Source organism: Bowmanella yangjiangensis, assembly GCF_018531185.1.
Classification (GTDB): Bacteria; Pseudomonadota; Gammaproteobacteria; order Enterobacterales; family Alteromonadaceae; genus Bowmanella; species Bowmanella yangjiangensis.
On the sequence record NZ_JAHDJU010000001.1, the window covers coordinates 696,069 to 719,723 of the forward strand.

Annotated in this window: 21 protein-coding genes; 13 read left to right on the top strand and 8 right to left on the bottom strand. The window is 51.5% G+C overall.

Annotation, left to right across the window (positions count from 1 at the left end):
- The first annotated feature begins 3 nt into the window (after nt 1–3).
- From KJY73_RS03170 to KJY73_RS03185, 4 genes are all read left to right on the top strand, one after another.
- Nucleotides 4–552: a MotA/TolQ/ExbB proton channel family protein gene (locus KJY73_RS03170; protein WP_188692704.1), complete on the top strand. Its 549-nt coding sequence runs from the start codon at nt 4–6 to the stop codon at nt 550–552.
- A 38-nt stretch (nt 553–590) separates the two neighbouring features.
- Nucleotides 591–995 carry an ExbD/TolR family protein gene (locus KJY73_RS03175; RefSeq protein WP_102797796.1) on the top strand — a complete coding sequence of 135 codons (405 nt, stop codon included), beginning with the start codon at nt 591–593 and terminating at the stop codon, nt 993–995.
- Between the two features lie 91 nt (nt 996–1,086).
- Nucleotides 1,087–1,701 carry an energy transducer TonB gene (locus tag KJY73_RS03180; protein WP_206592534.1) on the top strand — a complete coding sequence of 205 codons (615 nt, stop codon included), beginning with the start codon at nt 1,087–1,089 and terminating at the stop codon, nt 1,699–1,701.
- Nucleotides 1,702–1,711: 10 nt separating this feature from the next.
- Nucleotides 1,712–3,025 (top strand): tetratricopeptide repeat protein, encoded by a 1,314-nt coding sequence (locus KJY73_RS03185; RefSeq protein ID WP_214340261.1) that lies wholly within the window; start codon nt 1,712–1,714, stop codon nt 3,023–3,025.
- Nucleotides 3,026–3,086: 61 nt separating this feature from the next.
- On the opposite strand, the gene KJY73_RS03190 is transcribed toward KJY73_RS03185, so the two are convergent.
- On the bottom strand, nt 3,087–3,509 hold the full coding sequence (locus tag KJY73_RS03190) for a CBS domain-containing protein (RefSeq protein ID WP_214340266.1): 423 nt from the start codon (nt 3,507–3,509) through the stop codon (nt 3,087–3,089).
- 75 nt (nt 3,510–3,584) lie between these two features.
- Nucleotides 3,585–4,517, bottom strand: a complete 933-nt coding sequence (locus KJY73_RS03195; RefSeq protein ID WP_214340267.1) for a substrate-binding periplasmic protein — start codon at nt 4,515–4,517, stop codon at nt 3,585–3,587.
- A gap of 244 nt (nt 4,518–4,761) precedes the next feature.
- On the opposite strand from KJY73_RS03195, the gene KJY73_RS03200 reads away from it, so the two are divergent.
- Both KJY73_RS03200 and KJY73_RS03205 read left to right on the top strand, forming a co-directional pair.
- Entirely contained in the window at nt 4,762–5,439 is a 678-nt protein-coding gene (locus KJY73_RS03200) for a helix-turn-helix transcriptional regulator (RefSeq protein ID WP_214340268.1), read from the top strand.
- A gap of 84 nt (nt 5,440–5,523) precedes the next feature.
- The gene (locus KJY73_RS03205) at nt 5,524–6,216 is read left to right on the top strand and encodes a hypothetical protein (protein ID WP_214340269.1); all 693 of its coding nucleotides are present in this window, start codon (nt 5,524–5,526) and stop codon (nt 6,214–6,216) included.
- 69 nt (nt 6,217–6,285) lie between these two features.
- On the opposite strand, the gene KJY73_RS03210 is transcribed toward KJY73_RS03205, so the two are convergent.
- The 5 genes from KJY73_RS03210 to KJY73_RS03230 are packed head-to-tail and all read right to left on the bottom strand — an operon-like array spanning nt 6,286 to nt 9,940.
- The gene (locus KJY73_RS03210) at nt 6,286–7,065 is read right to left on the bottom strand and encodes a CsgG/HfaB family protein (protein WP_206592451.1); all 780 of its coding nucleotides are present in this window, start codon (nt 7,063–7,065) and stop codon (nt 6,286–6,288) included.
- Between the two features lie 4 nt (nt 7,066–7,069).
- Nucleotides 7,070–7,489, bottom strand: a complete 420-nt coding sequence (locus KJY73_RS03215) for a curli assembly protein CsgF (RefSeq protein ID WP_214340270.1) — start codon at nt 7,487–7,489, stop codon at nt 7,070–7,072.
- Between the two features lie 4 nt (nt 7,490–7,493).
- Complete coding sequence (locus KJY73_RS03220) at nt 7,494–7,877, bottom strand: CsgE family curli-type amyloid fiber assembly protein (RefSeq protein WP_206592453.1); 384 nt, start codon at nt 7,875–7,877, stop codon at nt 7,494–7,496.
- Nucleotides 7,878–7,924: 47 nt separating this feature from the next.
- Nucleotides 7,925–9,442: a curlin gene (locus tag KJY73_RS03225; protein ID WP_214340272.1), complete on the bottom strand. Its 1,518-nt coding sequence runs from the start codon at nt 9,440–9,442 to the stop codon at nt 7,925–7,927.
- 27 nt (nt 9,443–9,469) lie between these two features.
- Nucleotides 9,470–9,940, bottom strand: coding sequence for a curlin subunit CsgB (locus KJY73_RS03230; RefSeq protein WP_214340274.1), 471 nt, complete (start codon nt 9,938–9,940; stop codon nt 9,470–9,472).
- A gap of 379 nt (nt 9,941–10,319) precedes the next feature.
- Between KJY73_RS03230 and KJY73_RS03235 the strand changes: the two genes are divergently transcribed.
- The 3 genes from KJY73_RS03235 to KJY73_RS03245 all read left to right on the top strand — a co-directional run bounded on the left by KJY73_RS03235 (nt 10,320) and on the right by KJY73_RS03245 (nt 14,000).
- Entirely contained in the window at nt 10,320–12,806 is a 2,487-nt protein-coding gene (locus KJY73_RS03235; protein WP_214340275.1) for a S8 family serine peptidase, read from the top strand.
- Between the two features lie 97 nt (nt 12,807–12,903).
- Complete coding sequence (locus KJY73_RS03240; protein WP_214340276.1) at nt 12,904–13,401, top strand: GNAT family N-acetyltransferase; 498 nt, start codon at nt 12,904–12,906, stop codon at nt 13,399–13,401.
- Nucleotides 13,402–13,406: 5 nt separating this feature from the next.
- Nucleotides 13,407–14,000: a 2-hydroxychromene-2-carboxylate isomerase gene (locus KJY73_RS03245; protein ID WP_214340277.1), complete on the top strand. Its 594-nt coding sequence runs from the start codon at nt 13,407–13,409 to the stop codon at nt 13,998–14,000.
- A gap of 7 nt (nt 14,001–14,007) precedes the next feature.
- On the opposite strand, the gene ygjK is transcribed toward KJY73_RS03245, so the two are convergent.
- Nucleotides 14,008–16,470 (bottom strand): alpha-glucosidase, encoded by a 2,463-nt coding sequence (ygjK, locus tag KJY73_RS03250; protein ID WP_214340278.1) that lies wholly within the window; start codon nt 16,468–16,470, stop codon nt 14,008–14,010.
- 353 nt (nt 16,471–16,823) lie between these two features.
- On the opposite strand from ygjK, the gene KJY73_RS03255 reads away from it, so the two are divergent.
- From KJY73_RS03255 to KJY73_RS03270, 4 genes are all read left to right on the top strand, one after another.
- Nucleotides 16,824–19,562, top strand: a complete 2,739-nt coding sequence (locus KJY73_RS03255; protein ID WP_214340279.1) for a TonB-dependent receptor — start codon at nt 16,824–16,826, stop codon at nt 19,560–19,562.
- Nucleotides 19,563–19,801: 239 nt separating this feature from the next.
- A complete protein-coding gene (gene nhaC / locus KJY73_RS03260; RefSeq protein ID WP_214340280.1) occupies nt 19,802–21,286 on the top strand; it encodes a Na+/H+ antiporter NhaC in 1,485 nt (494 codons plus the stop codon).
- Entirely contained in the window at nt 21,267–23,006 is a 1,740-nt protein-coding gene (locus tag KJY73_RS03265) for a right-handed parallel beta-helix repeat-containing protein (RefSeq protein ID WP_214340282.1), read from the top strand. The genes nhaC and KJY73_RS03265 overlap by 20 nt, the downstream gene beginning before the upstream one ends.
- 102 nt (nt 23,007–23,108) lie before the next feature.
- Nucleotides 23,109–23,642 (top strand): YaeQ family protein, encoded by a 534-nt coding sequence (locus KJY73_RS03270; protein ID WP_214343202.1) that lies wholly within the window; start codon nt 23,109–23,111, stop codon nt 23,640–23,642.
- Nucleotides 23,643–23,655: the final 13 nt, after the last annotated feature.

Below are 23,655 nucleotides of genomic sequence, written 5' to 3' on the forward strand. Positions count from 1 at the left end.
GCTATGTTCGAGATATTCGAAGCAATACGTGATTTTACCGAGACGGGTGGCCAGGTCCTGCTGGTCATTGGTCTGCTGATTTTCATCATGTGGTTGCTGATTCTGGAACGTGCCCTGTACGTGTTTATCTGGCACAAGCAGTTCAAGAACCAGACCATTGCTGCCTGGGAAGCCAGAAGTGACCGTTCATCCTGGTTTGCCGAGCAGATTCGCCAGGCCATGATTTCCCGGGTCAGCCTGAAACTGAAAGGCTCGATTCCGGTCATTCAGGCGCTGGTGGCACTCTGTCCACTGCTGGGCCTGATGGGAACAGTAACCGGCATGATCGAGGTGTTTGACGTGATGGCCATTTCCGGCTCGGGCAATGCCCGTTCCATGGCATCCGGGGTGTCCAAGGCGACTATCCCGACCATGGCCGGCATGGTGGGCGCGCTGTCAGGGGTATTTGCCTCTACCTGGTTAACCCGTATCAGCAAGACCGAAAAAATGCATATTGAAGACGCCATGACCTTAGATCATGAGCCAGTTGCAGCCAGTCGTCAGCAAGCCTGATGACTGCCTGCCCAGCACAGACATTTTAAGAGAATACTATGAAACAGCATTTTCAGAATCTGGTAGACGAAGAAGAAGCCACCATCGACCTGACCCCGATGCTGGACGTGGTTTTTATCATGTTGATCTTCTTCATTGTGACCGCCTCTTTCGTTAAAGAAGCCGGTATCGATGTGAACCGTCCGGAAGCGGCCACCGCAGTGAAAAAAGACCGCGCCAACATCCTGATCGCTATCAGTGACAAAAATGAAATCTGGATCAACAAGCGTCGCATTGACGAGCGTGCGGTGCAGGCCAACATTGAACGTCTGTACGCCGAAAACCCGCAGGGCAGCGTGGTGATCCAGGCGGATAAGAAGGCCACCACCGAGACCCTGATCAAGGTAATGGATGCGTCCAGAGCCGCTGGTGTGTTCGATGTCTCTATTGCAGCCCAGGAGTAAGTGGCGGTGCAATTTTTCAGGCAAGCCGTTAACTCTCAGTCAGGAGTGATGCATGGCTAATGCAACTATTACCGCGCCGGGCAGCAGCTCAATGTTCGGCAGACTGATGATTGCCTTGGTGCTCTCGGCAATCGTCACCCTGAGCTTATTCTTTCTGATGCAATCGCTGATCAAAAGTGGTGGCAGCGCATTAACCGACCCACCTGTGGGTTCGGTGCTGGATTTTGTGCGGGTCAAAGAAGAAGAGCAGGTCGAGAAAAAAGACCGCAAACCCAAGAAGCCGCCTAAGCCGGAAGAGCCGCCGCCACAGATGCAGCAGCCGCAGATGGACTCTCCCACCCCCAATGCCGAAGGCAGTGGTGGCATGGACTTCTCGGCCGATATTGGCTCAGACATGGCGCTATCCGGCGGTTTGGCCTTGGAAGGTGGTGATGGTGAATACCTGCCGATTGTTAAGGTCGCACCTGTCTATCCCAGACGAGCACTACAGCGTGGAATCGAAGGCTATGTGATAGTGGAATTCACGGTAACTAAGGCCGGTACGGTCAGAGATCCAGTGGTGGTGGAAGCCAATCCGGAAGGGATCTTTGAACAGGCAGCCATGGATGCTGCGATGAAGTTTAAGTACAAGCCAAGGGTTGTGAATGGTGAAGCCAGCGAAGTTGCGGGCGTTCAAAACCGCATAACCTTCCAGATCGATGGTTAAGGTGAAGGCCATGTTTGCAAAGAAAACAATCAGCCAGCTGGTAGCCCTGGCGCTGCTGACATCGACTGTATATGTACTGCCCAGTGTCAGCCAGCAAGGTATGGCGCAGGCGCAGGAAAAGCAGGATGAACGCAAGACACGTCGTACTCCGGCGCTGCGTGCCAAAGTGTATGAACAGTTGGCCCGTGCTCAGACCCTAGCCGATGAAGATAAGATAACCGAAGCATTGGAAGCACTGGAAAACGTTAAGAGCAAGTCCAGCTCCATGAACAGCTATGAGCTGGCCATGATGTATAACTTTTTCGGTTTTATTCATTACAACGCTGAACAGTATGACAAAGCCATTGAGGCTTTCGAGCAGGTTGTGGAGCAGCAGCCTATACCCGAGTCGTTTGAATTGTCGACCTTGTTCAGCCTGGCCCAACTGCACATGATGCAGGGCAACTACGACAAAACCCTGGCGTTTTTGGAACGCTGGGAAGCCTTGAATCAGGGCGAGATACCCGCCAAAAACTTCCTGATCAAAGCCCAGGCCATGTACCAGCTTAAGGATTACGAGCGGGCGTCGCGCTTTATCAATCAGGCCGTGGAGATGGTGGAAAAAGAAGGCAAAGTACCGGAAGAAAACTGGTATGTGCTGCAGCGAGCTATTTTCTATGAACTCAAACAGCCAGGCAAAGTTAAGGATGTGCTGATCAAAATGGTCAGACACTACAATGACGGCAAATACTGGACGCAGCTTGCCGGCATGTATGGCGAGTTAGGTGAAGAGAAAAAGCAGTTAGCCATTTTGGAAGCCGCCTATCAGCAGGGGTATATCACCTCTGGCTCTGATGTCTTCAACCTGGCCCAGCTCTACTACTACCATCAGGTTCCGGTGAAAGGTGCCAGACTGATGGAACAGGCCATGAACGACGGTGTGCTGGAGCGTAACCTGCGTAACCTGAAGTTTGCAGCTAACTGCTGGGCGCTGGCTAAAAATGATGACAAGGCGATTCCGGTATTAACCGCGGCGGCTAAGTTGTCCGATGATGGCGAACTAGATGCTCAGTTGGGGCAGATGTACCTCAATCAGGAAAAGTTCGACAATGCCATTGATGCCACTATGGCCGCGCTGCAAAAAGGCGGCCTGCGTAACCAGGGTATGGCGCATTTGGTGCTGGGTATGGCGTACTTTAATAAGCAGCGCTTTAATGATGCCCTGAACGAATTGGCCAAGGCTGAGAAGTTTGACAGTGCCAAACGTATGGCCCAGCAATGGGGCAAATACGTGGAGTCGGAAAAGGTCAGCCACGAAAGGTTAAAAGCCGAGTTATCTTCCTAACAGTAGTTTAATGACTAAAAAAGCCACCTTTGGGTGGCTTTTTCTCTTTAATACCGTCGGACTAAGCTTGTTTTAGCAGCTTAATGGCCAGCTTGACGAAATCAGAAGAGGTCAGTATGCCTTCCAGTTTGCCTTCGGTATCTACCACCGGCAGGCAACCGTGTTTGTAGTTGACGAAATACTCTGCCACTTCCAGCAATGGTTGGTTGGCAAGGGCAGTGTCGCCGTCTTTGATGGCTACATCCATAATGGGCACCAGTTGTTCTTGCTCGCTAAGACGTTCCTGACCATATAGATTTGCCAGTTTCATTACTTTTGAAATCAACGCCTTCTGGGTGACGATAGCCATGTACTTGCCAGTCAGTACATCGACAATCGGGATATGCCGAATACCAAATTCACGACTCATATTATGCGCATCATGCAGGGTGGCTGATTGCGTTAGGGTATGCAAATTACTGGTCATAATGTCTTTGACTTGCATAAGTATTCCTTGCTGATCACAGATTTTATAGCATATCGTTAAGCCGGGTTAACTGCCATGATGCGTATCAAGTATTTACCTTTGATTATCAGCTGTTGCTGCACATTGCTCAAAGGTCTGTTCTATCAGCCTGACCAGCTCCCCACTTTGGCTAAATTCAGCCAGTGCATGATTAATCTTGGCTAACAGCTTATCTGCCAGTTCGCTTTTGCGACTGACTGCAAAGTACAACGGACTGTGCTTGAGCAGCGGCTCTACTACTTCCAATTGGCTAAGATTGTCTGTAGTACTTAACCAAGGGCGTTGGGCCTGACTGAGGTTATAAAAAATGACCTGTGGATCTCCGATTATCAGATTAACCCGCCCGGCTAACAGCATGCGCGCCATTTGCAGGTCATTGTTCGCCTCTACAACTGTAAAGTAACCATCATCCATCAGCCGGTCGAATTCCGGGGTATTCTGGTACCCTCTGACCACGCCGATTATCTGATTTTGTAAGCTACTTAGATCGCCATCAAACCGCACCGGATCACTTTTTCTCTGCATAAATGCAATATTCCCGCCGGGAAAGGGGTTACTTAGTTGCACGTGCGCAAGTCGCAGAGTATTGGGGTAAACATCCGATGGCGCGCGCTCTTCAATCCAATACTCTGGGTAAAGCAGGTCACTTTTGCCTGACTCAACTTCCCTAACGGCCCGTGCCCAGGGTAAAAACTTGGATTGTATGCTGTAGCCTTGGCTATGCAGCAAGGCAACGGTCAATTGCTGCACCCAGCCATGTAGGCAAAGCGTTTCGCCTATATAGGGCGGCCAATCCAATGTGGCAGCCTTAACTAGCTGTCCATCCTGATGCATAAACAGGTAGCCTTCCGCATTGCGCGTTCCGATCACTTTATGTATCTGCCCCTGATACCGATAGCTGACTTCGACGGCATCGCAAGGTATCGCCCACAAGAGCCAAAGTATCAGAATCAACAGCAGGGCAGGGGGTGGAGCTGCTTTAAACATCTGACATTGAACAGTTAACAGACCGGATAACAAAGAGTTTAGTGCACTTGACGAATGTTGCTATTTCGTCAATCAATCTGTTGCCAAACATCTTTGCTTGCCATTATCTAATAATGCTTTTTGTGTTTTTTATACCTATTCGTCACGATTTTAGGCTTTGTCTTTTACTTTCTTGACAAGGTTTTATCCTTGTACCAGTATAAAATCAAAGGGTTACAAAAATCACTCAAGGACGAGGTGATGTATGAATATGGATACATATTCGCTGCAGGTTGTGCACTTAAATCACGCTGCACAACAAGCTCAAAACAGTGATGTTTTCTTACGATTATTACAAACCTGCCCCGTCACTATTCATCAGGTTTTTGATCCCGCCATGATTCAAAATCCTGGTCAGTTTGATCTGTTGTTTTTCAATATTCAGCAAGCCTACTGGGGTGAAATGTTGCCCGGCTATTTGCTGGATTTGGCAACCAGCCACAGAGTTGCTTTGTTTAATGCTGACAGGAATGGGATATGTGAGACCCTGACCTTGCTGGCCGGTATTGATGGTGTGTTCTACCGGGAAGATCCGCCGGATTTGATCCTCAAAGGTATAGGACTGCTATTGGACAAGCAGCGCTGGTTTAGACGAGAGGCTATGGACAGGGCACTGCAAACTTTACTTAAATGTGCGCCGCAAGTGGGGCTTAACAGGCAAACCCTGGATGAGGAATTTGATGCCCTGACCAAACGTGAAATGACCATTGTGCGTATGCTGTCCAGCGGCGCGCAGAATAAAGAAATTGCCAACCAACTGCATATCAGCACTAACACGGTGAAAACACACCTGTATAGCGTGTTCAGAAAAACCCACTGCCGCAACCGTCTGGAGCTACTCAGTTGGGTACAGCAGCATTTGCCGATGCAAATTTTGATGTAGCCCTAACTGTAGACAACTGTCTGATTTATAAAGTAAGTTACCTTTCCTATGTGCGCAGTATTAGTGCTATTTGAAGGATAGGTAATGAAAGGAATGTTACTGTTTTTGTTTACCCTGGTGTTAACTGGCTGCGCCAAAACCCAAGTGCATTTGTATGGACGCTACCTGCAACCAGAACAAATTAACAGCGTGAGTGAGGCCTTGAAAGCAGCTGGGTACCAGGTGGAGGTGAATAACCTGAACTTCCCTGGCGACATACAGCAATCCTCTTTGATTTATTCTTTAATGCTCAACGACGTGAGTAAACTGGATACCGTGCTTGGCGTGGCAGCCGAGCAGGGATGGTACGTTAATAATATATCCGCCATGGTTAAAGGTAACCACTGGTATACCAAGGACAGTATGGGCTTATTCTTGCTACCGGATGGGGTTGACCCCGCCAACCCCACTGCCCCTGAAAACCTAAGTTTCCTTTACCAGAGTGTGGGTTGTGATAAAGCACCAAGACTGCAACTTTTTTCTGATAACACTTTTCGTATTCAACCCGTTGCAGAGGTACCTTTTGAAGCAGACTGGCATCAAGGCTCCTGGGAATTAAAAGAGTCAGTGTATCTGACACTGACACCCAAAGCGGATAAAACCTGGTCTTACTATTTGCAGGTGGAAAGGCGTACCGAGCAGGATCAACTGGGTAAGGCTGATGTTATTCAGCTGACCCCAATGCGTACCTACTTGATGTTCGGTACCTGTAACTTTGAATATGGTGTGCGCAGTTAATCACTGTGCTATGGAGTATTTGTTTTCTTACCACTAAGGCCGCGAAGCACACTAAGGGATACGAGAGTCTTAGCTTTGTGCAGCGGCCCACACTTTTTTATCTATTCCTTTGTGCACTAAGTCGGTCAGGGCTTTCTCAATGGCTTGTTTTACACAGATATGCATGGGCTCATTGGTAGTAAAACCGCCCTCGGCTTCGGCCAGGCGTTTAAAGCTGACGTAGCGGAAAAAGCCGGCTCGCATTTCCTGACTCAATACAGTTTTGCTGGTGGATACCGACAGCAGCACCTGACCGGTACGCACATCAATAGCTCGCAGGTAGACGGATATCTGGTCTTCCCGGTACAACTCGGATGCACCAATACCAAAGTACTCGGCACCAAAGCCCCCGGTGCGCACATTCGAGTCGTAGCTGATGATCCCGCCTTCCAGCAGTAGTTTTGCGGTAGTAAGGGGAGGCAGCTCATCCTTCTCTTCTTTGCCGTCAGCCTGCAAGCCGGCGCGGATAATTTTACGTTCGGTCAGAATGTTCTGCAGACCCTCACGTTCCACCGGTAAGAACCAGTTGGAATCGGCCAGTGCCTGCATCAGTATTGACGTGGCACCTTGTGTTACTGCGGTGGAAAAGGAACTGACATTGGCCTGGGGTTTGTATTGCCCGGTCTGATCGCGAAAGGCATACACAGACACAGGAATCATGCCCTTGGGCGCTGGTAAGGCCAACAAATCCTGATAGTTATCAGTGGGGCTGAGGGCCACGGCCGGTTGTTCGTCCGGCGGAAACAAGGGTCCTAGACTGCTGCATCCCATCAAAGACAGCAAAGCCGCCAGGCAAAGTAGACGCAACATGGGCTTATCCAAACTTGGGGACTTCAATCACAGTGATTTCACCATTGAGTAAATGGGTGATCTGCACTGTGATACTGTCGCTGTTACTGGTCAGAATTTGAATTTCATAATCGCCACTGACAAACACCGAGTCCTGATTAAACACGCTATCGTCAACGTCTTCACCAAAGGCTAAATCCGTTATTTCGCGCACCATTTTATTGATATATGCCCGTTCCAGGGATTCCTGAAATTTCTCAGCGTAACTGCGTTCTTCAATATGATCTTTGTGTTTGTTCTGGGCCTGAGCTTTGCCCATTAACAGACTGCCGTTGAGGGGGTTACCCCCAAAGCTGGGATTGATTGGCGTGTATACCAGCTCGGTGGCGATACTGTGACTGGCAATCAGGCTAAGCGAGATTGCGGTTAAGGTGAATTTGTTCATTGGTTTACCATCCGTTGTCGGCCATATCCTGGCTGCTGCTGTCAAATCTGGCATTAGCCATGGCTTGCAGCAGGGCCAGCATGGCCTCTTCAACCTTGTCTTCCATGGGAGACTGTCGCCGCCCCATGTAGGTGATATAGATAACCTGATTGTTCAACTGCACTGTGAGGCGAGTGCCAGCGCGCGGCACCACCTGCTCTTTAACCACAACATTAAAGCTTTGGGTTTGTGGCACATCCTGCCAGAGCCGACTGAATTGCTGATAGAACTCCCGGCCAAAACGGCTGAAGGTGTTATCCAGCATCAAGCCACCGAGTTCGACCTCGGCAAAGCTTGGTCTGGGCAAGCTGCAAAGCGCCAGTAGCAGTAAACATCTTGGCAAAAACATAAAATGGCGGGCCGCCGAGAAAGCTCTTTGGCCCGCTCCTCCACGCGCTATTGCTGAACTATAGTGGCGGTGTTCCAGTCGCCCACCTGGGCAATACTGATACTGCCGCCATTGCTGATCACGGCGCCTTCAACAATATTGCCATTGCCAACCTGACTGATGGATAACTGCACCGAATCACCGCCTATTAGCATGGCGCTGCCACCTTCACCCACCACCATGTTTTCATTGCCTTCCTGAAGGATGTCAATGAGGTGATTGCTGCCTTCAATCAACAAATCCAGTGCGTTCAGGTCGCCATTCTGGGCGATATCCACTTGGTTGTTATTGCTGTTGAGCAGGGTGCTGATGTTGACTACGGCATCGTTCATGTTGCCGTCCTGCATCAGGTTGATGTCGTTGTCATCCGTAGTGAGGCTGAAATCGGGGTAGGAGGCTTGCACCACAGCCACGTTTTCATCACCGCTTTGGTTGATGGTGACGTTATTGTCGTTGCCGTTGAAATTCACCATATGGCTTTGGTTGGCATCGCCATTTTGTACTGTGGTAAAGTCATTGCCTGAGCCAATTACACCCATGTAGGCATCATTGCCGGTGCCTATCTGCATCAGGTTAAAGTCATTGTCTTCACCAATCAGTTCAAACTGGGCCACATTCATGTCGCCGGTTTGGTTGACCATCACGTCATTGTTATCGCCGGTGAATAACGCCGAAGTGGCGCTGTTTTCATCGCCGTTTTGATCAATGCTGATGTCATTGCCGCTACCGAGAATTTCATCCAGGGTGACAGAGTTATACTCACCATCCTGGTCAATCTCGATATTATTATCTTCACCCTGCAGCATAGATAAGGTGAACTGGTTGCGACGACCGTCCTGCACGGCTTCAATTTCATTGCCGTCGCCTTGCAGGTCCCGCACCCGGCTGACGTTCCAATAGCCATCCTGTTCTATATCCACGGTGTTGGCATCACCCGTCAGCGCATCTAAATGGGTTTCGTTCCATTCACCGGTTTGCAGTATGCTGATGTCATTGCCTGCGCCTTGCAGGTTTTTCACATACCCCCACTGACCACCTTCACCCTGGTCGATACTGATATGGTTGTCATTGCCTGTGACAATAGCCTGGGCTTCGTTGGTAATGCCCAGATAGCCGATGTCTTCATTCTGGGTAATGTTCAGCTCATTACCGTCACCGGTGACCACTACTTCAGCGGCATTTTCGTTACCCATCTGGCTGAGACTGAGGGAGTTTGCTTCACCCGTTAAGGTACTGACACTGAGGTTTTCGGTGCCAACCTGGGTTACCTCGGCTTGGTTGGCATCACCTTCTACCGTGAGGGCTAAGCCATTGACGTCACCTTCCTGGAACAAGCTAACGTTGTTGCCTTGGCTGGCACCGCCGGTGGCGATTTGCGTAAGTTGAATAACGTTACCGACCGCGTCAGCAACGATGTCGGTTTTGATCACGACATCCGTACTTTTGCTGTCATCGGCCATTGCCATCTGACTGGCCCCGAGGGCACTGAGAATGGCGCATGTTAGTAGGGTTTTTTGGATTTTCACCTTATTCTCCAAATTGTTTTTCCGGGGTCAGCGTTGATAGACGTTGACCACCATGTTGCTTCCTATCTGGTGAACCCGAAACTGCTGCTCACCGCTCTGCCAGATATTGGCTGTGTTGGCATTGCCTTGTTGGATGACGTCCAATTGATTGCCTTGCCCCCACTGCTGCGCGTTGACGGCGTTATCCGTTCCTTGCTGCAAAATGTTGGCGACATTACTGTCCCCCTGCTGCAGTAAGGCAACTTGGTTACCGCCATTAGCGCTCTGGCTGATTGTTGCGTTGTTGAAAATTCCGTATTGGCCAAGTACCAGGGTATTGGTCTGGTGTTGAACCGATGTCGATAGGCTGATTGACAGAGGAGAGTCCTGCAAATCAGTACCAGAGAGTAGATCCTGTGCGTGCACAATTGTGCTGAAAGCCAGCCAAAATGCCCCAAAGCCCAGGCCTGGTGACCTGACTAATTCCCTGAATGCATTGTTGTTTTTATTGGTTTTCATATTGTGGTGCTACTAACTTGATACGTTCGCCAGTTCACTCTAGGGGGTTTGCCAGAGGATGAATATCACCAATAAAGCTTAACTTTTCTGCACCGCTCGCTGCCTTCGTTTGCACCCCTGCTAATGGGTTTTCTCATCTCATCAACCAGTTAATCTCATACAAAAGTGCTAGAGAAGAATTCATGCATAAGTACTAGTTATGTGTGAATAGAATGAGGTAACTCATGCAAAAGTCGTGTTTTTGCCGGTTTGACTGGCACCTCGTGTTTGACTCTGCTAATTCTGGAAGCGTTGCGAAAATTCCCGATAGTGACATGGAGAATCCTTCAGGCGCCGGCGTTAGCCGGTTTTAAGGAAAAAGCTAAGATGGATTCCAACCATGAAATACAAACTTTCTGCTCTTTCATTGGCACTTTTGCCAATGTTGGCCAACGCCTCTGTGGATATTCAACAGGTCTCAGGCTATGCGCCGGATTCACTGATTGTGGTTTACAAGGAAAAGGCCAGTCTGGCCGATCGCCGTGCCGTAAGAGGCTTGGTGGCCGCCACTATCAGTGACAGTAATCTGGACGAGGTCGACGACAGATTTAAACATTTGCTGGCCGGTCGCATGGCCAAGTTTGATCTACGCGGCATGTCTGTAAAGGTCGCGCTGGAAAAGCTGGAGAAGCATCCGGCGGTCAGCTATGCACAGCCCAACTACAAAGTTCGCGCCTTAGGTGTACCTGACGATGGACGATTTAGTGAGCTATGGGGTCTGCATAATGAGGGACAAACCGGGGGCACCCCCGATGCCGATATTGATGCGCCTGAAGCCTGGGATATTTCAACCGGCAGTCGCGATGTTATTGTTGGCGTCATTGATACCGGTGTGGACTACACGCACCCGGATCTGGTTGGCAATATGTGGAGCAACCCCGGCGAGATTCCCGGCGATGGTGTGGATAACGACGGCAATGGCTACATAGACGATGTCCATGGGATTAACAGTATTTTAGACAACGGTGACCCTATGGATGACCACGGTCATGGTTCCCATGTCGCTGGTACTGTGGGGGCCGAGGGCAACAACAGCGTCGGTGTGGTCGGGGTTAACCATCAGGTATCACTGGTGGGATGTAAATTCCTGGCTGCAGACGGTTTTGGTAGTACCGCCGATGCGATTCAGTGTGTTGACTATTTTGTGGCTCTGAAGAATGCCGGCCACAATGTGCGGGTGCTAAATAATAGCTGGGGTGGCGGTCCTGAAGAGCAGGCCCTACGCGATGCCATTACGGCTTCAGAACAGGCGGATATCTTATTTGTGGCGGCGGCCGGTAACGATACCAGCAACAATGATGTTAGCCCTCACTATCCTTCCAATTACGAGCATGAATCTATTTTGTCGGTTGCCAGCACCAACCACAATGACGGGATTTCGTGGTTTTCAAACTGGGGATTGACCAGCGTCGACCTGGCTGCGCCAGGCTCTGACATCCTATCCACTTTGCCAGGTGGCTATGGCAGTGCATCGGGTACATCAATGGCGTCTCCCCATGTTGCCGGGGCGGCAGCATTGGTGCTGGCGGTGAACCCAGGTCTGAGCGCGCTGGAAGTGAAACAACTGCTGATGGACAGCGGTGATGATAACGCCGATATGCAAGGAAAGATTGTCTCCGGCAAGCGTCTGAATCTGTTAAATGCGGTGGAGGCGGCCGACCCTGCGCCGGGATTCCGTTTGTCTGTATCACCGCGCAGTACCACCATAACCGCAGGGGAGACGGCCAGCTACGAGTTCAGCGTGAGTTCTGTGGCTGACTGGGATGGCAGTGTGACGCTCAGCCTGGACTCGCCACTGGCGGGAGCGAGCTTATCGGCCAGCACGGTATCACCGGGTGATACCTTTATGCTGGATGTCGCCACAACGGCTGAAACTCAATGGGGTGACTACGAGTTCAGTGTAACCGGTAACAGCGGCGAGCTGGAAAAAAGCCAGGTGGTCGCTTTGACCTTATTGCCGCAGGGACTGACAGACTTCACCTACACTAATGAAGACGCCCAGCCTATCCCTGATAACGATGCTGCTGGCATTACCTCGGTGATCAGTATTCCAGACGACATCACCGTGTTTGGAACTGATGCTTATGTGAATATCACCCATACCTGGTCAGGTGATTTGATCGTAAAACTTACCTCGCCAGCGGGCACCGAAGCGGTGTTGCATAATCGTACCGGCAGTGGTGAGGATGATATCGACCGCAATTTCCCCCTGGATGTGTTTAATGGTGAAGTGGCAACCGGTGACTGGACTCTGAGCGTGTCAGACAACGCGTCCAGAGATGTGGGGACGCTGAATCGCTGGTCGCTGACCATCACCGGCATTGGTGAAGTACTGCCGGCTCCGCCTCAGGCTGCCTTCAGTGCCGAGAGTAACGGTTTGCAGGTGAGTTTCACTGACGCCAGCACAGATTCCAACAATGATATTGTCAGTTGGAGCTGGGATTTTGGCGACGGTAACAGCAGCGACGCACAAAACCCTGTGCATCTGTACGGTGCTTCCGGTACTTATCAAGTCACCCTGACAGTGACAGACAGTGAAGGGCAGACCGACAGCCACAGTATGGAAGTCACGGTGTCTGATAGCGAGATTAGTCTGGAAGTCGAGCGGGCTTATCTGACCGGACTTGGCTATTTGCGGGTTGATTTGGCCTATAGCGGGTCACCGGCCGCGCAGGTGGATATTTACCGCAATGGCGTGAAAATCGCTACGGTCGACAACACCGGTGTTTACCGTGACCGCGAACGCCGCGTTGTGGGTACGCAATTTGTGTATCAGGTCTGTGATGCCAGTGATACCTGCTCAGACGAAGTGAGCGTTAGCTTCTGAATCTGAGCTCATCACCTTAAGCCGCCGCTCTGGCGGCTTTTCTATTTTTACCGGTTGTGTGAGTATGCGCTGATGATCACCAAGAAGGACAAGCAGCATGCCGTTAGTTCCCGCTACACAAGCGCATTTGACCAACATGATGGCCTGGTTTGACAGCCAGGTCAGCCTGATGACCTGGGGTGGGCCGGGTATGACCTTTCCTTTTGATTTGGCGCTTTTCAGCCGGGATGTGCGGTTGGCGGAACTGCCCAGTTGGGCTTTGGTCGCAGCGAATGGCGAAGTGCAGGGGTTTGGCCAGTACTATTTACGTGAAGGGCGTTGTCACCTGGGGCGTTTAGTCATTAGCCCGGCCTATCGTGGCAGAGGGCTGGCTAAGCTGTTAGTGCGGGAATTGGTCAGGTTGGGGAGCCGCGCTTTGCAGGTCGGCGAGGTGTCTTTGTTTGTTCTGACAGACAATACCACAGCGCGCCGATGCTATGAGGCGCTGGGCTTTGCATATGTCGAGTATCCGGGTCCATCCATCGGTATTGATAACTGCCTTTACATGGTTGCCAGGGCAGACCATATTTTGGGGACAGACAGCCCGAAAAGGTAAATGGAATGACCCCTGTGGATTTCTGGTTTGATTTTGCCAGTACCTATAGCTATCCCGCTGTGATGCGCATTGAAGCGCTCGCCGCAGAGCACAATATCACCCTGCGTTGGCACGCATTTTTGCTTGGCCCCATTTTTAAAGCCCAGGGCTGGCAGGACTCGCCGTTTAATTTATTTACTGCCAAAGGCAACTACATGTGGCGTGACATAGAGCGGGTGTGCGCACGCCATGCATTGCCTTACTTTAAACCATCCCGTTTTCCGCAAAATAGCGTGCTTGCCGCTCGCATTGCTTGTTGGTATGAAGACGCACAGTGGCTCAGCGGGTTTGTCACCGCGGTATTTCAAAGCAATTTTGTGCAGGACAAGAATATTGCTGATCCCGAGGTAGTCAGTCAGATCCTGAGCGACTTGGGATTGGATGCCGAAGCGATCATCGCACAGGCGCAAAGCCCGGAAAGCAAGGCCAAGTTGCAAGTGGTGAATCAGCAAGCGGTGCGCCAGGGCATATTTGGCGCACCATTCTTTATGGTGGGGCAGGAGCCATTCTGGGGGCAGGATAACCTGGAGCTTGCCCTGCAAACCGCAGGGCAAGGTTAACCCCTGGCTAGTCTTGTTTGGCTAACTGCCGGTACATCAGGTACAAGTGCGCGGCGCTCCAACTGAAATTGCTCGCGCCTTGCACCGCCCCGCTCAGGGGATGGTAGTTTTCCCGAATGGCCCCCTCTTCAAGCAGGCCGTCGGCATGGTGAATTAATCGCAAAGCCAGCTCTCGGGCTTGGTTGTGATAGCCGTATTTGTCCAGTGCCATCACACCAAAATACCATTGATCCAGCCACACCCGGCCGCGCCAGTAAATATCCGGATGATAAGCCGGGTTGCTGAGGGCGGCTGTGCCAAGGGGAATATGGCTGTTAAATTCGCTGGTGGATAGCATAACCTTGGCAACCTGGTCGGCCCGCTGCTGGTCGGCAATGTCAGCCCATAGCGGTGACCAGCCTTCTGGTCCGCGGCCCCTGGCGGTCAGTAGTTTGCCGCCACAACCCGAGTCATCCTGCTCACTCAGGCCAATTTGCCTGTCGTAGTAGAAGCCACTTTGCGTATCGAAGAAGCACTGATTGACCTTCTGAGCCAGTTGCTGGCTTTGCTGCTGCCATTGCCCGGCTTGCGCTGTCAGTCCAAGTAAGGAGGCCATCTTGGCCAGTAAGCCTTTCTCCATTGCCAGATAAGCGTTGAGTTCAACGGACTCCTGATCGATGGAAAAACCCAGCAGTTGTCCATCCGCATTGTGGTTTTCAAAAAAACGCACTTGCCAGTCTTGCCTGGCTTGCTTGATATCGCCCTGATAATGCGTCTTGGCATACGCTTGCAGTTGTTCTTGGTTGATAAAGCCAAAACGCGCAGCATTATCCATACCAGACTCCCATCCGGCACCGTGCTGGGCGCCGATATCAAGCTCCAGATACTGACCGGATGTCAGCACCTGTTCGTAAAGGTCGGCCCCCGCGCATTGGTACCAGCCGTCCGCTTTGCTCTGACATGTTGCATGGATACCTTGTGCAAGTGTGGAGTCAGCTTGCGGTTTGATATCAAAGCGTATATTGCCCTGACTGTCGTTATGTAAAGGGTGGGCTGTGGCACCGTATTCGGCCAACCCATTCTGATTATGGTCACGATTTTTGTACCACCACTGATGGTACGCCACCAGTTTGGGGTAGAGCTGTTCAATTAGCGTCTTGTCAGCTGTGGCTTGGTATAGCTCCCACACTGCCCAACTCGCCAGCGGCGGCTTGGTATTGCGCTCATTCCAGTTGCCGCCGTCACCACCACGCTGGCCGTCTTTGTTGTAAAAGATTGCATCAATGACCATGCCTGCATCATGGGGACGAAGGCTATCCGTGCTTTGCACCTGATAGTCGAACATGGCCAGAATGTTGTCTTTAGCCACCTGTGGGGCAAAGTGTGCCATGGCGGCGGCGTGTTTCCAGCTATCCCAGGCCCAGGCACCGTTAAACCAGCGGGCGGTGACCGAGGGGGTAACCACATCATGTTTTAGCGCACCAGCATGGCCACGCCAGTTGCCCAATAAGGTTTGCATGGCTTTCTCGGCCAGGCTGGCCGGTAGTAGTGAATCGGTACGTAACCCTAAGTTACGGTATGCCTGCCAACGTTCACGGCTTTGTTTGATGGCTTGCTGCGGTGCATCAAACACCTGATTCAGACGCGCCTCTTCGGTTTGCCATTCCTGTTCATCATGCACATAGCTATGGCTGGTGTACAAAGTTTGCTGTTGGTTGCCAGCCAGGGAAAGGCTGGTTTCAGCTTGATAGGCCAGCTCGCCGTGCACCTGACTTTGGGCATTAACAGAGCGTCGGATCTGATAAAGGCTTGTGCCGGACAGCATCATATTCCAGGTGCTGCGCTGCGCGCCCAGGGCAATATTTACCTCTTTCGAATTGACCGAAAGACCGCGTTGCCAGGAGGGGTACTGGTCGCTGACAGCTTGGTCCTTTTGCCAGTCTGTCAGCAGTTGTCCTTGCCAGTGAAGCTGAAGGTTTCTTGGCTTGTCTTGTTTGTTAACCAACTGGGTGCTGACCAAAGCTGTGCGTGGCGTCACGAAGTCCAGAGTCAGAACCAGGGTCAGATCCGACCATTGGTAGTGCTGCTGGAGGTGTCCATCCTGCTCATCCAGGCGGACTATGGCGTCTTCGTAACGGTATGCTTTGCCGCTGGTAGTATCGACAATTTGCAGCTTCTCAAGCTGGCTGGCCAGATAGAGGCCGTATTCCTCGGCGATAATCATTGGCCCATTAAAGGTGCCATACTCCGATACTTTGCTGGGCTGCAAGAACCCATGCCAGGCGCCCAGATCAAACAAGGGATTAAAGCGTTGGTTGCCAAATTGATCCAGCATGCGCATGGCATCTGGACTGCCGTGGCGGTCCAGTTTGGTCTGTTGTGGTGCAGATAAGGTTTCTAAACCTTGTTGGTGCAGACTGCAGCCAGATAGCAGACTGGTGGTCAGCAATAATCCTAAACCGCTGCGCTTCAATAACGTAGTCCTGAACATATGATTCCTCGCAATCTGCCACCCTGCATTTCACTCATCAAAGAGGCAAGGGAAGACGGTGCTTATTTTTGATGCTTCATTTTATACTATAAATAATGCAATATGAAAATTCATCCTGTTTGTCGATGGCTTGTATCGCCTTTGTGCATGGGCTTTCACGGCAAAGGGTGTCTCGCTCAAATGAATTTGCATGAAATTTCTTCTGTTAATTGTTTGTAAAATGAAATTGAGTTATTTATATTATAAATAGTTTTAATGTGATGGTATTGTTACTGACGTAGCATCGATGTCCTTCTTCCACATGAAACTGAACAACAACAAACTTGGACTCATTTAAAGCACGAGGTATAAGCATGCTAGCTGGAAAACCTAAACTCGCGTACTTGCCCATGTTGGTGGCCTGTAATCTGGGCCTGGCATTACCTGCCATGGCGCAAGACCAGGCCCTGCAAGGTGAGGATGCACAGGTTGAAGTCATTAATGTCAAAGGGATTAAGGGAAGTCTGATTCGTTCCATGGACATTAAGCGCGAAAGCGCCAACGTGGTAGACGCGATTTCAGCCGAGGACATTGGTAAGTTTCCCGACCAGAACGTTGCCGAATCATTACAGCGTATTACCGGCGTATCTATTGACCGCGAAGGCGGTGAAGGCCAACTGGTCACGGTGCGGGGGATGGGCCCGGAATTTAACGCCGTACTCTTGAACGGCCGGATGCTGGCGACTGTGGGCGATCCTTCCTCCATGAGCTGGGAAGGTACGCCAGGTGGACGTGCATTTAGTTTTGATATTCTGCCCACCGAGCTTATCAACGGCGCCGAAGTATATAAAACCCAATCAGGCGAGCTGCAGGAAGGGGCCATAGGTGCGACCATTAATATCACCACCATGCGCCCCTTTGACAATAAAGGTTTTCAGGCTGTTGCCAGTGCCAAGGCCCTGTACGATGACATGACCGGCAAAACTAAGCCGCAGTTATCTGGGGTTATCAGCAATACCTTTAACGACGACAAATTTGGTGTGTTGGTGTCTTTGGCCAGCTACCAACGTGAAAGCCGTTATGAAGAAGCTAACACTGCTTACTATTTCAAGACTACCAGTGATCTGGACGGCCAGAACTATGGCGAAATCTATTTCCCGCGTAACTATGATCAGATAGTACAAAGCGAAGACAGAGAGCGTTTAAGCGGTACCTTTGTGGCCCAGTATGCGCCAACTGAAGATCTGACCATGACCCTGGATTACATGCACTCAACCTATGATGTGAAGGGCAGACAGGATATTTATCCTTCCTGGTTTACCCCTGGCAACGTGCGTAATCCGGTGCTGGATGAAAACAATACCCTGATTTATGCCGACTTCGTCGATGTGTATGTAGAGTCTATGGCGCGTCAGTCTGATGCCTCCAGCAGTCTGGATGCCTACGGCTTTAATGCTGAATGGCAAGCTACAGACAACTGGCGTATGGAACTGGATATCAGTGCGTCCAAAGCTGAGTCCGATCCGGGTAAAGGTTGGTCTGATGTAGTTGTGGGCCGTCCTGGCACCTTCTCTTATGACCGCCAGCAGGGCCAGCAAGTGCCCACCATGACCTTCGATCAGTTACAAGCCGGCGATACCCTGACCGCTGGCTGGACTTCGTTGCAAGGCACCAAGCTGGAAGACGAGGTTTTCGGTACTAAGCTGGATAACCGTTTGTATCTGGAAGCCGGTCCGCTGGTGGAAGTGCGCTTCGGTGCCCATTATTCAGACCGTACTTTGAATAAGGTCTATGGTGAAACCGAAGGCCCACTGTCCTGGATCTATGCAGATAACAGCGTGCGTGTGCCGCTGCCTGACTCTTTGTTCAACTTGTTTGATGCCGACGGCTTCCTGTCTGGTGCCTCAGGTACCCCGGTTAACCAGTGGCCGACCTTTAACACCGACGAGATCATGGCCTATCTGAGCCGCGACGAAGTGATTGCACTGCTCGATGATCCCGAAGCGGCTAAAGCGGTATTCAGCCGCAACGGTTTCGGCATAGTGCCAGACCAGTCCGCCTATGAAGTGAATGAAGAAGTGCTGGCTCTGTATGCCGACTTCAAACTGGAAGGCGAAGTAGGCGATATGCCCTGGAGCCTGGTGGCCGGTATGCGTTATGTGGATACCCAAAGCACCTCCAGCGGCAAACAGATTGCCCTGCTAGATCTGTTACCTTCACAGAATGAGCCTAACAAGGTCTTTGCTGTGTACTCCGACGACTATGTTCCAGTGGAGATCACCAACAGCTATCAGGACTGGCTACCCAGCCTGAATGCCAATATCAACTTTACAGACACTCTGGTAGGCCGCGGTGCGATTTCACGCTCCATGACTCGCCCCGAACTGAACGAGATGAGCCCGCTGACCAGCTATGGTGACGGTCAAATCGATGGTTTAAGTGGCTCCGGTAGCAACCCGCTGCTAGCACCTTACACCTCAGAAAACGTCGACTTGTCGCTGGAATGGTATTACGAGGAAGGAAGCTATGCTGCGCTGGCTTACTTCAGTAAGGACATTGACGGTTATTTGGGCACCAGCGTGTTGCCAGAGACCCTGAATCTGCCAAGCGGTAGCTACAAGTACGAGATTTCTCGTCCAGTGAATGAAAACAGCACTAAGGTGGATGGTTACGAGTTTGCTGTACAGCATATGTTTACCACCCTACCTGAGCCGTTTGATGGATTGGGTGTGATCTTCAACCTGACCAAAGTGGACAGCAAGTCTACCGAAGACAGTCTGCCGTTGATTGGTCTGGGAGACTCGCAAAACCTGATCCTGTTCTACGAGAAAGACGGCTTCCAACTGCGTCTGGCCTACAACAACCGTTCACGTTTCCTGCAAACCAAGCCGGTTACTTCGGGCAGCAGACAGCGTGATGGTCACTATGTGGATGACTTCGCGCAGCTGGATATCAGCGGCAGCTATGACATCAACGAGAATTTCACTGTGTTCTTTGAAGGGATTAACCTGACCAATGAACTGACCGTGAAGAGCGCCGAGTACGCCAATCAAACCTTGCAGGTGATTGAAACCGGCCCTCGTTATGCATTGGGTGTTCGCGCCAAGTTCTAAGTTTCCTGTGCCTGTCTGGAGGTGTACGCACCTCCTTTACTGTCAATCCCGGGCTATGCCCGGGATTTTTTTATCTGCTTACCATTGTGAAAAACCCTGACGTTGTGCCGGAGCTGATGCCTTTGCGTGCTGTGTGGAATTTCGCCATTCAATACTAATAATCTTATTTATATTATAAATGTTGTCATTGTTAATGGCTTGTAATATAAATGGAGGTTGACTCAAAGGAGATGTCGCTTATGTCCCAACCTCGTCAGCCCAGTTTGCTGCAAGCCCTTATCCCTATTGCCGCGCTCTTGCTTCTGCTGTTTCTGGCGGTGTATTACTTTGGTGATGACTCCTCCTCTGGCCCCAATCAGATAGCCCTGTTGTTGTGTGCCGGGGTGGCTACCGTGATTGGCCGCTATAACGGTTATCGGCGCGAGCAGATTGAACAGGCCATAGTGAAGGGCATCAGCCTGACGCTGGGGGCGATTCTGATCCTGCTGGCGGTGGGTTCACTCATTGGCAGTTGGCTGCTATCCGGCACCGTGCCGACCATGATTTACTATGGCTTGAAGCTATTAAACCCAGACTATTTCTATCTGAGCAGCTGTATTATTTGTGCCATTGTGGCGCTGAGCATCGGCAGCAGTTGGACAGTGGCAGCCACCATAGGTGTCGCACTAATGGGGGTCGCCAGTGGCTTGGGTCTGTCGGAAGTGATTTGCGCCGGTGCCATTGTCAGCGGTGCCTATTTTGGTGACAAGTTGTCGCCCTTGTCTGACACCACCAACCTCGCTCCCGCAGTGGCAGGCACCGACCTGTTCACTCATATCCGTTTTATGCTGTACAGCACTCTGCCAAGTTTTGCCCTGACCCTGGTGTTATTTCTGATCCTGGGCCTGCAGGAAGGGCGCGGTGCGCAGCCGGTGGAACTGGACGCCTTGCTGGGCAGTTTGTCTATGCAGTTTCATATAGCCTGGTATTTATTGCTGCCGCTGGGGATCACTTTGTTTCTGGCCTTTCGCAAGGTGCCCGCTTTTCCCGCCATTGGCATCGGCGCCTTGTTTGGCGCTCTGATGGCGGTGCTATTTCAGCAGGACTTTATCCAGGCCCAGGCCGATCCCAGTCTGGGCGAAGTTGGCGGCACTATCACTGTGGTGTGGAAGGCGATGTATGCCGGGGTAAATCTGGAAACCCCTGACCCGCTGCTCAAAGATCTGCTCAGTGGCGGCGGTATGGGCTCGATGCTAAATACCATCTGGCTGATTATCTCGGCTATGACCTTCGGCTCGGTGATGGAAGCCACGGGGCTATTGCAGCGTGTGGTGCAGTCCTTGCTCAAAATGGCCAAGTCAGTAGCCGGCCTGATTATCACCACCATCAGCACCGCCTTTGGTACTAACCTGATTGCCGCCGACCAGTATATTGCTATTGTGATGCCTGGGCGGATGTTTAAACCCGAGTACGAAAAGCGCTATCTGGCGCCGGAGAATTTATCCCGCGCGGTGGAAGATGGCGGCACGTGCACCTCGGCGCTGATCCCTTGGAATACTTGCGGTGCCTATATGCAGTCGGTGCTGCTGGTGAATCCCTTTGATTATGCCCTGTATGCCTTCTTTAACTGGCTGACGCCACTGACGGGGATTTTATTGGCCCTGCTGGGCGTGAAGCGCCTGCAGCTACCCAATACCCAGCTTAATGGTGGAGCGGAGGCAGAGCATGCAACCCAGACTCGCTAGACTTTTCCTGCTGCTTTGCCTGCTCGCTGGCAGCCTTCACGCCTCGGTTAAGGCCCAGGACATCAATGTGCAGGATTTTGGTGCGGTGCCTGGCAAACCGGATGTCAGCCAGGCAGTGCAAGCCGCCATTGCACAACTGCATCGCCAGGGCGGTGGCACCTTGCGTTTCCCTGCTGGTGAATATCATTTCAAGTTGCCCGGCGCACAAGCAGATTTCGCGCGTTTAATGCGTGGGGAACTGCACTACGACACTAAATGGGGGAAGCCGGGCATTGCCTATCATAAAGCCATGTCTTTTGTTGGACTCAGCAAAGTGGAGATCATCGGCGAAGACGCCAGATTGGTGTTTCACGGTTTAGTCCAGCCAATGGAGTTTGTCGATTCTCAGCAGGTTCGCGTGCAGGGGCTGAGTATCGACTGGCAAAGACCGGCGTTCTCGGTAGGCACTGTGGTGGCCAGTCGCGCCGATGGTTTTGATCTGCAGGTGGACAACGACTTTCCGCTGCAAGGGGGCGAACCTGTCTGGGCGCTGATGGATTTTGATGTGCAGCGCAATCGCTTGGGGCTGGTGGATGACTGGCGCTTGTCTGCTCCACTGCAGCTTTTGGCGCCACAGCTGGTCAGGATCAGTGGCAGCAAGGCTGTGCCGGTGGGGAATCGCGTGATTCTGCGTCATGTAGGCAACTATCGTCCTGCTATTCATTTGCTGCGGACAAGTCAGGTAAGGTTTGAAGACGTGCAAATTCTGGCCGCACCGGGTATGGGGATTATCGGTCATCAGTGTGCTGACATTGTGATGCAGAATTTGCAGGTAAAGCCTAAAGGGGGCCGCTTGATGTCCACCAATACTGATGCCACGCATTTTATTAGTTGCACGGGCGAAATCCGTATTCAGGACAGCTACTTTGAGGGCATGGGGGATGATGCCACTAATGTGCATGGCTTTTATCTGTCCATACAGAAAAGCGTATCCACTCATAGCGTCAGGGCCTATTTGTCGGTGAACACCCAGGATCTGTTACCCGACTGGCCGCAGCCCGGTGATGAGATGGAGTGGGTCAGAGGCGACACCCTAAAACCCTATGCCAGAAATACCCTTACCGGCATTGAGCTGAATGACGACGGCAGTGCCGATTTGCATTTTGCCCAGCCAATTGACAGTGCAGTGCTGCCTACGGATCTATTGGCCAATGCCAGCAAAGTGGCGCGGTTAGTGTTTAAGAATAATCAGGTAAAGCGCATTCGAGCCCGGGGAATTCTGTTCCAATCCCGCGGCGCGCTGATTGAGAACAATGAATTTGTTGATAATACCGGCACCGGCATCCTAATTGATACGGCCACCGGCTGGATGGAGTCTATTGGTACCCGGGATGTAGTGATCCGCAACAATACTCTGGTTGGCAATGGCTACGGGGATGGCACCTACATGGATGCTTCGGGCATAGCCGTGCTCACTGAGTCCAGTGCCATGGCCCCTGGGGTGCACAATGGCCTGCTGATTGAAAACAACCGCATCCAAGGGGTAGGCAAAACCGGGGTTTATATCTGTTGCAGCCGTGATGTGACGTTGAAAGACAACCAGATAGCCGGGAATGAAGTTTCACTGCGGTTGGAATACAGCGATAAGGTACAACTGGATGGGCATTTTCCTGGCTGGATAAAAGGCCGCGGTAACCAGCATATTCAGCTGTCTGAGCCTGTCAGCGCCACGCCACGCTGACGCAGCATAGGGCTTAAGTCGCTAGTGTCTTGCCCTTGCTATCTGCTAGGCTAGGGCAAATCGCCTTATTCTGAGGCGGTATTGCATAAACAAGGCATTCCTTTGGCGCTTAAGCCCACCATTTTTAAGTTTATTATTTCCTTGTCTGATCTGGATCGGGATTATTACGACACCCTGCATCTGACTGTGGCGCAGCATCCGTCAGAATCGACCGAGCGTATGATGGCGCGGGTGATGGCCTATTGTTTAAATGCCCGGGAAGGCCTGGTGTTTACCACCGGACTTAGTACCCCCAATGAGCCGGATATCTGGCAGCGCAGCCTGGATGACCAATTGCTGACCTGGATAGATGTGGGTGAACCTGCCTTCGAGCGCATCAAAAAGGCGTCACGCCAGGCTGGCGAAGTCAAAATCTACAGTTTTAATCAAAAATCTGAGGTGTGGTGGCAGCAGGAGCAAGCACAGTTCAGGCGTCTGCCCATCAGCGTAATGCGTTTCCCCTGGCCGGCCATTCAGTCTCTGGCTGCACTGGTTGAGCGTTCTATGATGTGCTCGGTCAGTATCAGCGGCGGCACGTTGTATGTGGCGGCCAAATTAGGTGAGGCTGAGATCCCGAGTTTGGTGTTACAGGGGTAAGTATCAATCTGTG